Below are 14,060 nucleotides of genomic sequence, written 5' to 3' on the forward strand. Positions count from 1 at the left end.
CGTTTGCCCATGCCTATTGCATCCCAACGCCGCCCCTTGCTGCGCCTGCTGTCGATCGGCCTGCTGGCCTGCCTGTTTACCTCGCAGGCGTACGCCGAAACAGCCAAGCGCCTGCGCATCGGCATCACCCTGCACCCTTATTACAGCTATGTGGCCAACATCGTCGGCGACAAGGCCGAGGTCGTGCCGCTGATCCCGGCCGGTTTCAACCCCCATGCCTATGAACCACGGGCCGAGGACATCAAGCGCATCAGCGGTCTCGACGTGATCGTGCTCAACGGCGTGGGCCACGACGACTTCGCCGACCGCATGATCGCCGCCAGCGAAACCCCGAACGTGAAAGTGATCGAGGCCAATGAAAACGTGCCCCTGCTGGCCGCCACCGGCACGGCGGCCCGTGGCGCGGGCAAGGTCGTGAACCCGCACACTTTCCTGTCCATCAGCGCCTCCATTGCTCAGGTCAATAACATCGCCCGGGAGTTGGGCAAGCTCGACCCGGACAATGCCAAGGCCTACACCCAGAACGCCCGCACCTATGGCAAGCGCCTGCGGCAGATGCGCGCCGCCGCCCTGGCGAAGCTGACCCAGGCCCCCAATGCCGAGTTGCGGGTCGCCACGGTGCATGCCGCCTACGACTACCTGTTGCGCGAATTCGGCCTGGAAGTGACCGCCGTGGTCGAGCCGGCCCATGGCATCGAACCGAGCCCCAGCCAGTTGAAGAAGACCATCGACCAACTGCGCGAGCTGGACGTGAAGGTGATCTTCTCGGAGATGGATTTCCCGTCCACCTACGTCGACACCATCCAGCGTGAATCGGGCGTGAAGCTGTACCCGCTCTCGCACATTTCCTACGGCGACTACAGCCCCGAGAAGTACGAAAAGGAAATGGCCGGCAACCTCGATACCGTGGTCCGGGCCATCCAGGAGTCTGGCGCATGACCGTCCAGGAAACCCTCACCCTGCACCGCGTCGGCCCCTTGATTGAGTTCGCCGACGTCAGCCTGAACCTGGGCCGCACCACCATCCTCGACAGCGTGGCGTTTCAGGTGGAGCCCGGCAGCATCCATGCCTTGGTGGGCCCCAATGGTGGCGGCAAGAGTTCGCTGATCAAGACGTTGCTGGGGCAGATGCCGCACCAGGGACGCCTGAGCCTGCAATGGCCGGGCGAGCCCGGTGTGATCGGCTACGTGCCCCAGGCGCTGGAGTTCGACCGGGGCCTGCCCATGACGGTGGACGATTTCATGGCGGCGATGTGTCAGCGGCGACCGGCCTTTCTCGGCTTGAGCAAGCATTACGCCGGCGCCATAGGACAGGCCCTGGAGCGGGTCGGCATGCAGGACAAGCGCAAGCGGCGCATGGGCGCGCTGTCCGGCGGTGAGCGCCAGCGGGTGTTGCTGGCCCAGGGGTTGATTCCCTCGCCGCAATTGCTGGTGCTGGATGAACCGATGTCGGCCCTGGATGAGGCCGGCATCCAGGTGTTCGAGCAGTTGCTGCAGGACTGGCGCCAAGCCGGGATCACCGTGCTGTGGATCGAACATGACCTGGAAGCCGTCGGGCGCCTGGCCGACCGCGTCACAGGCCTGAATCGCCGAATGCTGTTCGACGGCCCGCCCCGCCAGATCTTGACTCCAGAACGCCTGCTGACGCTGTTTTCCACCCATCCGCGCACGAACGGGAGCGCTGCCTGATGAGTTATGAAGCCTTTCGTCTGATGGTCCAGGGCTGGGCCTCGTCCGGTTATCTGCCCGAGGCGCTGGCCTACGGGTTCGTGGTCAATGCGTTGCTGGCCGGGTTGTTGATCGGCCCGGTGCTGGGCGGTCTCGGCACGCTGGTGGTGGTCAAGCGCTTCGCGTTTTTCTCCGAGGCGGTGGGCCATGCGGCGCTGACCGGCGTGGCCATCGGTATCCTGCTCGGCGAACCCTACACCGGGCCTTACGGCAGCCTGTTCGGCTACTGCCTGTTGTTCGGCATCCTGCTCAATTACCTGCGCAACCGCACCGGCCTGGCGCCCGACACGTTGATTGGCGTCTTCCTGTCGGTGTCCCTGGCCCTGGGCGCCAGCCTGCTGTTGATCCTGGCGGGCAAGATCAACGTGCACATTCTGGAGAACGTACTGTTTGGTTCGGTGCTGACGGTCAATGGCAATGACCTGCTGGTGCTGGCGGTGGTCGGCTCGCTGGTGATGGCCCTGGCCTTGCCGCTGTACAACCGCATCATGCTCGCCAGCTTCAACCCGCAACTGGCGGCGGTGCGCGGGGTGGCGGTCAAGACGCTGGACTACTTGTTCGTGATCCTGGTGACGCTGATCACCGTGGCGGCGGTGAAAGTCATCGGCGCCATTCTGGTGGGCGCGTTGCTGGTGATTCCGGCTGCGGCGGCACGCCTGCTCAGCCAATCATTGAAAGGCTTTTTCTGGTGTTCAGTGCTGATCGCCACCGCCAGCACCTTGTGCGGGATTCTCGCGCCAATTGTGTTCGACCTGCCGATCCCGTCCGGCGCTGCGATCATCCTGGTGGCCGGCATCGCCTTCGCCCTGAGCGCCATCGCCCGCGGTGTCGTCCCCAGCCTCAAAGGGAATCTTGGATAAATGGTTTTTTCATTGCGACAACTGACCCTGGCCGTCGCGTTATGCGGCGTGGCTGTTACTTCGTCATTCGCCAGCGAAAAGGTCCGTCTGCTGGCATCGTTGCCGGTCACCTACGGATTGGGCGAGGCCTTGCTCAAGGGCACCGAGGTCAGCCTGGAGCGGGCCGCGCCCGCCAATCTGCCCGGCACCCGGCAGAGCGCCTACTTCAGCGGCCGTGGCGCGCCGGACTTGAGCAAACTGGCCAGCGATGCTGACGGGGTAATCGGGCTGCGCTCGCTATGGCCGGACGATCCGCTGTACCCCATGGCGCGACGCAGCAATATCCGCATCGTCGAAGTCGATGCCGCGCGCCCGGTGGACGGTGCCCTGCCCGGTATCGCCGTGCAACCGGGCATGGCCGACGGCCTGGCGAGCCAGCCGTGGATGGCCAGCCATAACCTGGGGCGCATGGCCGACGTGATCGCCGCCGACCTGGTGCGCCTGGCCCCGGCGGACAAACCGAAGATCGACGCCAACCTGGCGGCCCTCAAGCAGCGCCTGCTCAAACTCAGCGCCGACAGCGAAAAACGCCTCGCCAGCGCCGATAACCTCAGCGTGGTCAGCTTGAGCGAGCATTTCGGCTACCTGATCAGCGGTCTCAACCTGGACGCAATCAGCACCGATGTCCGGCCCGACGCCGAATGGACAGACGAAGCCCTCAAGCAGTTGAGCGCGACGTTGAAAGACAATGACGTCGCGCTGGTGCTGCATCATCGCCAGCCCTCGGATGCGCTGAAGGCAGCCATCACAGAGGGAGGAAGCCAATTGCTGGTGTTGAGCACCGACGGGGCCGATCCGGTGGCGGAGCTGGAAAGTAATGTAGGGCTGGTGGTCACCGCACTGACCGGAGGCTGACAGCAGTCCCCTGTGGGAGCGAGCTTGCTCCCGATGAGGCCAGCCCATCCAACATTGATGTCGGCTGACACACCGCCATCGCGAGCAGGCTCGCTCCCACAGGGTTGATCGTGGATGTTCGAAGATTCTGTGCTCACCACAGATCCACTGTGGGAGCGAGCTTGCTCGCGATGAGGCCGGCACATCCAACATTGATGTCGGCCGACACACCGCCATCGCGAGCACGCTCGCTCCCACAGGGTTCAACTCAGCTCAGGGCTTGCCCCGGCACCCGCACAAACCCTTCCATCAACACCCGCGCGCTGCGGCTCATGATGGCTTTTTTCACGGTCCATTCACCGTTGACCTGGCTGGCCTCGGCGCCGACGCGCAGGGTGCCGGACGGGTGGCCGAAACGCACCGCGTTGCGTTCGATGCCGCCGGCCGCGAGGTTGACCACGGTGCCGGAAATCGCCGCGGCGGTGCCGATGGCCACCGCTGCGGTGCCCATCATGGCGTGGTGCAGCTTGCCCATGGACAGCGCCCGCACCAACAGGTCAACGTCCCCGGCCGCGACGGCTTTTCCGCTGGATGAAACGTAGTCCGCCGGCGGCGCGACGAACGCCACTTTCGGTGTGTGCTGGCGCTGGGCGGCTTCGTCCAGGTGCTTGATCAAGCCCATGCGCAAGGCGCCGTGGGCGCGGATTGTTTCGAACATGGCCAATGCCTTGGGATCGCCATTGATGGCGCCCTGCAATTCGGTGCCGGTGTAACCAACGTCCCGGGCATTGATGAAAATCGTCGGGATCCCGGCGTTGATCAGCGTCGCCTTGAAGGTGCCAACACCGGGCACTTCCAAGTCGTCCACCAGATTGCCGGTGGGAAACATCGAGCCGCCACCGCCCTCTTCCTCGGCGGCCGGGTCCATGAATTCCAATTGCACTTCGGCCGCCGGAAAGGTCACGCCGTCGAGTTCGAAGTCCCCGGTTTCCTGCACCGCGCCGTCGGTGATCGGCACATGGGCGATGATGGTCTTGCCGATGTTGGCCTGCCAGATCCGCACCACGGCCATGCCGTTCTGTGGGATGCGACCGGCGTCCACCAAACCACTGCTGATAGCGAATGAACCGACCGCCGCCGACAGATTGCCGCAGTTGCCACTCCAGTCCACGAACGGCTTGTCGATGGACACCTGGCCGAACAGGTAATCGACATCGTGGTCGGCCCGGGTGCTCTTGGACAGGATCACAGTCTTGCTGGTGCTGGACGTCGCGCCGCCCATGCCATCGATCTGCTTCTCGTACGGGTCGGGGCTGCCGATCACCCGCAGCAACAGGGCATCCCGTGCGGCGCCTGGGACGCTGGCCGCTTCGGGCAGGTCTTGCAGGCTGAAGAACACGCCTTTGCTGGTGCCGCCACGCATATAGGTAGCGGGTATTCTGATTTGCGGTGCGTGAGCCATGATGCTCCTCAAGCGGACACGCTGGGTGTCCGCAGCTGTGGTTTAAACGGCAACCGCCGATTCAAGGAAGTCCTGGGCAAAGCGTTGCAGCACGCCCCCGGCTTCATAGATCGACACTTCTTCAGCGGTATCGAGGCGGCAGGTCACCGGCACTTCGACGCGCTCGCCGTTCTTGCGAGTGATGACCAGGGTCAGCGTCGCACGCGGGGTGCGCTCGCCGATCACGTCATAGATTTCGCTGCCATCGATGCCCAGGGTCTTGCGATCGGTGCCGGGCTTGAACTCCAGCGGCAACACGCCCATGCCCACCAGGTTGGTGCGGTGGATGCGCTCGAAACCCTCGGCGGCGATCGCCTCTACACCGGCCAGGCGCACGCCCTTGGCCGCCCAGTCCCGCGACGAACCCTGGCCGTAGTCGGCGCCGGCAATGATGATCAGCGGCTGCTTGCGCTCCATGTAGGTCTCGATGGCTTCCCACATGCGCATGACCTTGCCTTCCGGCTCGACCCGGGCCAGGGAGCCCTGCTTGACCTTGCCGTTTTCCTGGACCATTTCGTTGAACAGTTTCGGGTTGGCGAAGGTGGCGCGTTGCGCGGTCAGGTGGTCGCCACGGTGGGTCGCGTAGGAGTTGAAGTCTTCTTCCGGCAGGCCCATTTTCGCCAGGTATTCACCCGCGGCGCTGTCCAGCATGATGGCGTTGGACGGCGACAGGTGATCGGTGGTGATGTTGTCCGGCAGCACCGCCAGCGGGCGCATACCCTTGAGCGGCCGCGCACCGGCCAGCGCGCCTTCCCAATACGGCGGACGACGAATGTAGGTGCTTTGTGGGCGCCAGTCGTACAGCGGCGTCACTTTCGGCCCGGTGTCTTCCTGGATGGCGAACATCGGGATGTACACCTGGCGGAACTGCTCGGGTTTCACCGAGGCCTTGACCACCGCATCGATTTCTTCGTCGCTCGGCCAGATGTCCTTGAGGCGGATTTCCCGACCGTCCACCACGCCCAGTACATCCTTCTCGATGTCGAAGCGGATGGTCCCGGCGATGGCATAAGCGACCACCAGCGGCGGCGAGGCGAGGAACGCCTGCTTGGCGTACGGATGGATACGCCCGTCGAAGTTGCGGTTGCCCGACAACACGGCGGTGGCGTACAGGTCGCGGTCGATGATTTCCTGTTGGATCACCGGGTCCAGCGCGCCGGACATGCCGTTGCAGGTGGTGCAGGCGAACGCCACCACGCCGAAGCCCAATTGCTCCAGCTCTTTGGTCAGGCCCGCTTCATCCAGGTACAGCGCCACGGTTTTCGAACCCGGCGCCAGGGACGACTTGACCCACGGCTTGCGCACCAAGCCCAGGCGGTTGGCGTTGCGCGCCAGCAGGCCGGCGGCGATCACGTTGCGCGGGTTGCTGGTGTTGGTGCAACTGGTGATCGCAGCGATGATCACCGCGCCGTCGGGCATTTGACCCGGCACATCGTCCCACTGGCCGGAAATGCCTTTGGCAGCCAGATCCGACACCGCGACACGGGCGTGCGGGTTGCTCGGACCGGCCATGTTGCGCACCACCGACGACAGGTCGAAGGTCAGGCCCCGCTCGTATTGCGCGCCCTTGAGCTTGTCAGCCCACAGGCCTGCTTGCTTGGCGTAGGTCTCGACCAGTCGCACCTGGTCGTCTTCGCGCCCGGTGAGTTTCAAGTAATCGATGGTTTGCTGGTCGATGTAAAACATCGCCGCCGTGGCGCCGTATTCCGGGGCCATGTTGGAAATGGTCGCGCGGTCGCCCAAGGTCAGGGCACTGGCGCCTTCGCCGAAAAACTCCAGCCAGGCACCGACGACTTTTTGCTTGCGCAAAAATTCGGTCAGCGCCAGCACCATGTCGGTGGCGGTGATACCCGGTTGCAGCTTGCCGGTCAGCTCGACGCCGATGATTTCCGGCAGGCGCATCCACGAGGCGCGGCCGAGCATGACGCTTTCGGCTTCCAGGCCACCGACGCCAATGGCGATCACGCCCAGGGCATCGACGTGCGGCGTGTGGCTGTCGGTGCCCACGCAAGTGTCGGGGAACGCCACGCCGTCACGCTGCTGGATCACCGGGGACATTTTTTCCAGGTTGATCTGGTGCATGATCCCGTTGCCCGGCGGAATCACGTCGACGTTCTTGAAGGCCTTCTTGGTCCAGTTGATGAAGTGGAAGCGGTCTTCGTTGCGTCGGTCTTCGATGGCGCGGTTCTTGGCGAAGGCTTGCGGGTCGGAACCACCGCTTTCCACCGCCAGGGAGTGGTCGACGATCAGTTGGGTCGGCACCACCGGGTTGACCTGCGCCGGGTCACCGCCCTGCAAGGCGATGGCGTCGCGCAGACCAGCCAGGTCCACCAGCGCGGTCTGGCCGAGGATGTCATGGCACACCACGCGGGCCGGGAACCACGGGAAGTCCAGGTCGCGCTTGCGCTCGATCAGTTGCAGCAGCGACTCGCCCAGCGTGGCCGGGTCGCAGCGCCGCACCAGGTTCTCCGCCAGCACGCGGGAGGTGTACGGCAGGCCGTCGTAGGCGCCAGGGCGAATGGCATCCACGGCCTCGCGAACGTCGAAATAATCCAGCGAAGTGCCGGGCAGCGGTTTGCGAAATTCTGTGTTCATCGTCAGGACTCGGTCACGGTGGTTTCAGAAGGGTTGGCGCCGGACTTGAAGCGCCCCTGGCCACTGTGGGAGCGAGCTTGCTCGCGATAGCGGTGTATCAGTCGACATTAGTTGAATGTCAGTACGCAATCGCGAGCAAGCTCGCTCCCACAGGGTTTCGGGGGTATCCAGTTCCTGCGGCTAGAACCCTCCAGCTCAGCGTTGTTCGATTGGCACGAACTTGCGCTGTTCGACGCCGGTGTATTCGGCGCTCGGTCGGATGATGCGGTTGTTGGCGCGTTGTTCGAACACGTGGGCGGCCCAGCCGGTCAGGCGCGAGCAAACGAAGATCGGCGTGAACAGCTTGGTCGGGATGCCCATGAAGTGGTACGCCGAGGCATGGTAGAAATCGGCGTTGGGGAACAGTTTCTTCTGCTCCCACATGGTCTTGTCGATGGCTTCGGAGACCGGGAACAGCACCGTATCGCCCACTTCATCGGCGAGTTTTTTCGACCAGCCCTTGATCACCTCGTTGCGCGGGTCGTTGTCCTTATAGATCGCGTGACCGAAGCCCATGATCTTGTCCTTGCGCGCCAGCATGCCTAGGGTGCCTTCGATGGCCTCCTGCGGTGAGCTGAAGCGCTCGATCATTGCCATCGCCGCTTCGTTGGCACCGCCATGCAACGGGCCGCGCAGCGAGCCGATGGCGGCGGTGATGCAGGAGAACAGATCCGACAGAGTGGAGGCGCAAACCCGGGCGGTGAAGGTCGAGGCGTTGAATTCGTGCTCGGCGTAGAGGATCAGCGAAACGTTCATCACCTTGACGTGCAGCTCGCTCGGCTTCTTGCCGTGCAGCAGGTGCAGGAAATGGCCGCCGATGGACACTTCGTCGGTCACACACTCGATGCGCTGGCCTTCGTGGCTGAAGCGATACCAGTAGCACATGATCGCCGGGAACGCGGCCAGCAGGCGGTCGGTCTTGTCGTGCTGCTCGGAAAAGTCTTCCTCGGGTTCCAGGTTGCCCAGGAACGAGCAGCCGGTGCGCATGACGTCCATCGGGTGGGCGTCGGCGGGGATGCGCTCCAAAACCTCTTTCAAGGCTTGGGGCAAGTCCCGCAACTGGCGCAGTTTACCGGTGTAGGCGTCCAGCTGTGCCTGGATCGGCAGCTCGCCGTACAGCAGCAGGTAGGCCACTTCTTCAAATTGCGCATCCGCCGCCAGGTCGCGAACGTCGTAGCCGCGATAAGTCAGGCCGGCGCCCGACTGGCCTACGGTGGACAATGCGGTCTGCCCGGCCACCTGGCCGCGGAGTCCGGCGCCACTGAGTACTTTTGCTTCGGCCATTTGCTGTCTCCATTTTTTAGATTTGTAGAGAATGGGGAAAGATCGCAGCCTCGTTGCACTCGACAGCTCCTACGAGGAGCTGTCGAGCGAAGCGAGGCTGCGATCTTTTCATTTTTTCGCCGCGAACAACGCATCGAGCTTCTGCTCGAAGGTGTGGTAGTCGATGCGATCGTAAAGCTCCATGCGGGTCTGCATGGTGTCGATGACATTCTGTTGCGTGCCGTCGCGGCGGATCGCGGTGTAGACGTTCTCGGCCGCCTTGTTCATCGCGCGGAAGGCCGACAACGGGTAGAGCACCAGGGACACGTCGGCACCGGCCAGCTGTTCGGTGGTGTACAGCGGGGTCGCGCCGAATTCGGTGATATTGGCCAGGATCGGCGCTTTCACGCGGCTGGCGAACAGCTTGTACATCTCAAGCTCGGTGATGGCCTCCGGGAAAATCATGTCGGCACCGGCCTCGATACAGGCCGCGGCGCGGTCCAGGGCTGATTCCAAGCCTTCCACCGCCAGGGCATCGGTACGGGCCATGATCACGAAGCTGTCATCGGTACGGGCATCGACGGCGGCCTTGATGCGGTCGACCATCTCTTGCTGCGAGACGATTTCCTTGTTCGGACGATGGCCGCAACGCTTGGCGCCGACCTGGTCCTCGATATGAATGGCCGCCGCGCCGAACTTGATCATCGACTTGACCGTGCGCGCCACGTTGAACGCCGAGGAACCGAACCCGGTGTCCACGTCCACCAGCAGCGGCAGGTCGCACACGTCGGTGATACGGCGCACATCGGTCAGCACGTCATCCAGGCCGGTGATGCCCAGGTCCGGCACGCCGAGGGAGCCGGCGGCCACGCCGCCGCCCGACAGGTAGATCGCCTTGAACCCGGCGCGTTTGGCCAGCAGCGCGTGGTTGGCATTGATCGTGCCCACCACTTGCAGCGGATGCTCGGTGGCGACCGCATCGCGGAAACGCTGGCCTGGCGTGCTCTTGCTGGAACTCATGACTCACCTCGTTCAGTGGCGGCGCTGTCCTGGAAATGACGCGCAATGTTGCGTTTGGACGCACCGATGTGCCGGCGCATCAATAATTCAGCCAGTTCGCCGTCACGGTCGGCGATGGCGTCTAGAATCCGGTGGTGCTCGGCAAAGGCCTGGCGCGGACGGTTGGGCGTGGTGGAAAACTGGATGCGGTACATGCGCACCAGTTGGTACAGCTCGCCGCACAGCATTTGCGTCAGGGTGCGGTTGCCGCTGCCCTGGATGATCCGGTAATGGAAGTCGAAATCGCCTTCCTGCTGGTAATAACCGACACCGGCCTGGAACGCCGCATCGCGTTCGTGGGTTTCCAACACCCGGCGCAGCTCGTCGATTTCTTCCAGGGTCATGCGTTCGGCCGCCAGGCGGCAGGCCATGCCTTCGAGGGATTCACGGATTTCGTAGAGTTCCAGCAGCTCGGCATGGCTCAGCGACACCACCCGGGCACCGACGTGAGGCACACGCACCAGCAGGCGCTGGCCTTCCAGGCGATGAATCGCCTCGCGCAGCGGCCCGCGGCTGATGCCGTAGGTGCGCGCCAGCTCGGGCTCGGAGATCTTGCTGCCGGGGGCGATCTCGCCTTTGACGATGGCGGCCTGGATACGTCGGAAGACGTTCTCGGAGAGGGTCTCCGAATCGTCCTGGGCCATCACCGGGGTTTCGAGCTGATCGAGCATATTGTCGACACCTTGCAAATCAATATGGCAAAAACTAACCAATAGCGACGTTAACGTCAAAGAAAAAATCAACATTGTCGACAATCGTCTAATAAGCCCATCCGCCATAACCGCTCGTTTGAATGCGTCGTAGCGTCCGGCCAGCGGTGGCGTCAGAAAACCACCGTGCTAGAATGCCGCGCGATTTGCCGCTCTCCTTTTATAGGGAAGGCTGCCCAGGGAGCTTGTGCAGTAATGCCAGGGCCTGAACCGATAAACGGAACGCTGCGCACCAGGATCTATGACACTCAAGCCCTTCACCGCTGCTCTTTATTTCATGTGCCTGCCGGGGCTTGCCGTGGCGGGTGAAAAAACCGTGTACGGCCTCAACGAATACGCCGCCCTGCAGGGCATCGACCTGGAGGTCGCCGCCAAGCTGGACACCGGCGCCAAGACCGCGTCCCTCAGTGCCCGGGACATCAAGCGTTTCAAGCGCAATGGCGAATCCTGGGTGCGCTTTTACCTGGCCATCGACGCGGCCCACTCGCACCCCATCGAACGTCCGCTGGCCCGGGTCAGCAAGATCAAGCGCCGCGCCGGTGACTACGACCCGGAAGAAGGCAAGAAATACACGGCCCGGCCGGTCATCGAACTGGACATCTGCATGGGCTCGGCCCTGCGCAGCATCGAAGTGAACCTGACCGACCGCAGCGCCTTCCAATACCCGTTGCTGATCGGTTCCGAGGCGCTCAAGCGCTTCGACGCGCTGGTCGACCCCAGTCTTAAATACGCTGCCGGCAAACCCGCCTGCGCCAATGCCGCTCAAACCGCAGAGTAATTCCAATGCGCTCCCTTACCCTCCATCTGAAAATGCTGATCGCCATCCTGGTGGTGCTGGGCCTGTCGGTGACGGCCTATCAGATTTTCGTGCTCGGCATTCCGGTCACCGAAGACGCCACCGACGACTTGTGGAACATCGACGCCAAGGTCGAGTTCGTGCCCAATGCCAAGGACCCGGTGAAGATCCAGATGTTCGTGCCACCGCTGAGCCGCGACTATGTGAGCCTCAACGAGAGTTTCATTTCCAATAATTACGGCGTGGCGGTGAACCGGGTCGACGGTAACCGCAAGGTGACGTGGTCGGCCCGTCGCGCCAAGGGCAACCAGACCCTGTATTACCGCCTGGTGCTGACCAAGCGCTACAGCGCCGAGAAAACCAAGGTCAAGGGCCCGACCTTCCGCGACAGCATCGCCGTCGAAGGCCCGGAGAAACTGGCCGCCGAAGCCCTGCTCGCGCCGATCCGCCAGCATTCGGCCGACGTCGAGACATTCATCAGCGAAGCGATCAAGCGGGTCAACAACCTCAACGACGACAACGTCAAGCTGTTGCTGGCCGGCGACCCTTCCTCGGCCAACAAGGCGCGCATCGTCGAACTGGTGCTGTCCATCGCCCACGTGCCGGTGGAAAAGGTCCACACCATCCGCCTGGTGGCCGAGCAGCCGCAGACACCTGAGCTGTGGCTGCGCAGCTTCAACGGCACCGACTGGCTGTATTTCAACCCGGACACCGGCGAACAGGGCCTGCCCACCGACCGCCTGCTGTGGTGGACCGGCGATGAAAACCTGATCACCGTCGATGGCGGCAAGAAAGCCACCGTTACCTTCAGCATGAACAACAGCGAAATGAACGCCATTCGCCTGGCCAAGCTGACGGACGAGAACACCGACGCCAACTTCCTCGAATACTCGCTCTACGGCCTGCCGCTGCAGACCCAGCAAACCTTCATGATCATGGTGATGATCCCGATCGGCGTGCTGGTGATCCTGATCCTGCGCAACCTGATCGGCCTGCAGACCCTAGGGACTTTCACCCCGGTGCTGATCGCCCTGGCCTTCCGCGAGACCCAACTGGGTTTTGGCATCATCCTGTTCACGGTGATCACCACGCTGGGCCTGTCGCTGCGTTCGTACCTGGAGCACCTCAAGCTGCAGATGCTGCCAAGGCTCTCGGTGGTGCTGACGTTCGTGGTGGTGCTGATCGCCGCCATCAGCCTGTTCAGCCATAAGCTGGGCCTGGAGCGCGGCTTGTCGGTGGCGTTGTTCCCGATGGTGATCCTGACCATGACCATCGAACGCCTGTCCATCACCTGGGAAGAACGCGGCGCCGGCCACGCGATGAAAGTCGCCATCGGCACCCTGTTCGCCGCGTCCCTGGCGCACCTGATCATGAGCGTGCCGGAACTGGTGTACTTCGTGTTTACCTTCCCGGCGATCCTGCTGATCCTGGTGGGCTTCATGCTGGCCATGGGTCGTTATCGCGGCTACCGCCTGACCGAGCTGGTACGGTTCAAGGCCTTCCTCAAGGCAGACTCCTGATGTTCGGCTTCTGGAAGACCTGGAAGGCCCTGGAAGCCCGGGGCATCATGGGCATCAACCGGCGTAACGCCGACTATGTGCTCAAGTACAACAAGCGCAGCCTGTACCCCATCGTCGATGACAAGATCATCACCAAGGAACGGGCCATCGCCGCCGGCATTCATGTGCCGGAACTGTACGGGGTGATCTCCACCGAGAAGGAAATCGACAAGCTCGACGAGATCATCGGCGGACGCACCGACTTCGTGATCAAGCCGGCCCAGGGCGCTGGCGGCGACGGCATCATCGTCATCGCCGACCGCTTCGAAGGCCGCTATCGCACGGTGTCCGGCAAGATCATCAGCCATGAGGAAATCGAGCACCATGTCTCCAGCATCCTCACCGGCCTGTATTCCTTGGGTGGGCACCGTGACCGGGCGCTGATCGAATACCGCGTGACGCCGGACCAGATCTTCAAGAGCATCAGCTACGAAGGCGTGCCGGACATCCGCATCATTGTACTGATGGGCTATCCGGTGATGGCCATGCTGCGCTTGCCAACCCGCCAGTCCGGCGGCAAGGCCAACCTGCACCAAGGCGCCATCGGCGTGGGCGTCGACCTCGCCACCGGCCTGACCCTGCGCGGCACCTGGCTGAACAACATCATCACCAAACACCCCGACACCACCAACGCGGTGGACGGCGTGCAACTGCCCTACTGGGACGGTTTCATGAAGCTGGCCGCCGGTTGCTATGAACTATGCGGGCTGGGCTACATCGGCGTCGACATGGTGCTGGACCAGGAAAAAGGCCCGTTGATCCTGGAATTGAACGCACGGCCAGGCCTGAACATCCAGATCGCCAACGACTGCGGCCTGACCTTGCGCACCCACGCGGTGGAAGCCCACCTGGAAGAACTCAAGGCCCGCGGCGTTACCGAAACCGTGGAAGAACGCGTGGCGTTTGCCCAGGCGTTGTTTGGGCATATTCCGCCGATTGAGGGTTGAGGCTGCCTCCCCTGTGGCGAGGGGATTTATCCCCTCGCCACAGAGTGTTCACACCCAAATATCTTCGATAACCCCATACTTGCCCATCTCCGACATCCCTCTAGGAGCAAATCCTACAGAGGGATTACAAT

At 63.0% G+C, this 14,060-nt stretch carries 12 protein-coding genes; 7 read left to right on the forward strand and 5 right to left on the reverse strand.

Going from position 1 to position 14,060, the window contains the following annotated elements; genetic code table 11:
- The first annotated feature begins 9 nt into the window (after positions 1–9).
- Genes F7R20_RS18445 through F7R20_RS18460 form a run of 4 tightly spaced genes read left to right on the forward strand, consistent with a single transcriptional unit; the run spans position 10 to position 3,481 of the window.
- Complete coding sequence (locus tag F7R20_RS18445; protein WP_003204046.1) at positions 10–939, forward strand: metal ABC transporter substrate-binding protein; 930 nt, start codon at positions 10–12, stop codon at positions 937–939.
- On the forward strand, positions 936–1,688 hold the full coding sequence (locus F7R20_RS18450; protein WP_003204048.1) for a metal ABC transporter ATP-binding protein: 753 nt from the start codon (positions 936–938) through the stop codon (positions 1,686–1,688). The genes F7R20_RS18445 and F7R20_RS18450 overlap by 4 nt, the downstream gene beginning before the upstream one ends.
- On the forward strand, positions 1,688–2,587 hold the full coding sequence (locus F7R20_RS18455) for a metal ABC transporter permease (protein WP_003204050.1): 900 nt from the start codon (positions 1,688–1,690) through the stop codon (positions 2,585–2,587). Before F7R20_RS18450 ends, F7R20_RS18455 begins: the two co-directional genes overlap by 1 nt.
- Entirely contained in the window at positions 2,588–3,481 is an 894-nt protein-coding gene (locus tag F7R20_RS18460; protein ID WP_003204052.1) for a metal ABC transporter solute-binding protein, Zn/Mn family, read from the forward strand. It abuts the gene before it with no gap.
- 247 nt (positions 3,482–3,728) lie between these two features.
- On the opposite strand, the gene prpF is transcribed toward F7R20_RS18460, so the two are convergent.
- From prpF to F7R20_RS18490, 5 genes are all read right to left on the reverse strand, one after another.
- Positions 3,729–4,922, reverse strand: a complete 1,194-nt coding sequence (gene prpF / locus F7R20_RS18470) for a 2-methylaconitate cis-trans isomerase PrpF (protein WP_003204055.1) — start codon at positions 4,920–4,922, stop codon at positions 3,729–3,731.
- Between the two features lie 42 nt (positions 4,923–4,964).
- Positions 4,965–7,556 (reverse strand): Fe/S-dependent 2-methylisocitrate dehydratase AcnD, encoded by a 2,592-nt coding sequence (acnD, locus tag F7R20_RS18475; protein WP_003204057.1) that lies wholly within the window; start codon positions 7,554–7,556, stop codon positions 4,965–4,967.
- Positions 7,557–7,751: 195 nt separating this feature from the next.
- Entirely contained in the window at positions 7,752–8,879 is a 1,128-nt protein-coding gene (gene prpC, locus F7R20_RS18480) for a bifunctional 2-methylcitrate synthase/citrate synthase (protein ID WP_003204059.1), read from the reverse strand.
- 108 nt (positions 8,880–8,987) lie between these two features.
- Entirely contained in the window at positions 8,988–9,878 is an 891-nt protein-coding gene (gene prpB, locus F7R20_RS18485) for a methylisocitrate lyase (protein ID WP_003204061.1), read from the reverse strand.
- Positions 9,875–10,588: a GntR family transcriptional regulator gene (locus F7R20_RS18490; protein ID WP_003204063.1), complete on the reverse strand. Its 714-nt coding sequence runs from the start codon at positions 10,586–10,588 to the stop codon at positions 9,875–9,877. Before F7R20_RS18490 ends, prpB begins: the two co-directional genes overlap by 4 nt.
- Positions 10,589–10,868: 280 nt before the next feature.
- On the opposite strand from F7R20_RS18490, the gene rloA reads away from it, so the two are divergent.
- From rloA to F7R20_RS18505, 3 genes are read left to right on the forward strand one after another with little or no spacing between them, the layout of a single operon-like run.
- Positions 10,869–11,405 (forward strand): retropepsin-like aspartic peptidase RloA, encoded by a 537-nt coding sequence (gene rloA, locus F7R20_RS18495; protein ID WP_003204066.1) that lies wholly within the window; start codon positions 10,869–10,871, stop codon positions 11,403–11,405.
- Positions 11,406–11,410: 5 nt separating this feature from the next.
- Complete coding sequence (gene rloB / locus F7R20_RS18500; protein ID WP_003204068.1) at positions 11,411–12,943, forward strand: osmotic stress tolerance membrane protein RloB; 1,533 nt, start codon at positions 11,411–11,413, stop codon at positions 12,941–12,943.
- Positions 12,943–13,929 (forward strand): alpha-L-glutamate ligase-like protein, encoded by a 987-nt coding sequence (locus F7R20_RS18505; protein WP_003204070.1) that lies wholly within the window; start codon positions 12,943–12,945, stop codon positions 13,927–13,929. The genes rloB and F7R20_RS18505 overlap by 1 nt, the downstream gene beginning before the upstream one ends.
- The last annotated feature ends 131 nt before the right edge of the window (positions 13,930–14,060 follow it).

The sequence above is a fragment of the Pseudomonas brassicacearum subsp. brassicacearum genome (assembly GCF_008801605.1).
Classification (GTDB): Bacteria; Pseudomonadota; Gammaproteobacteria; order Pseudomonadales; family Pseudomonadaceae; genus Aquipseudomonas; species Aquipseudomonas brassicacearum.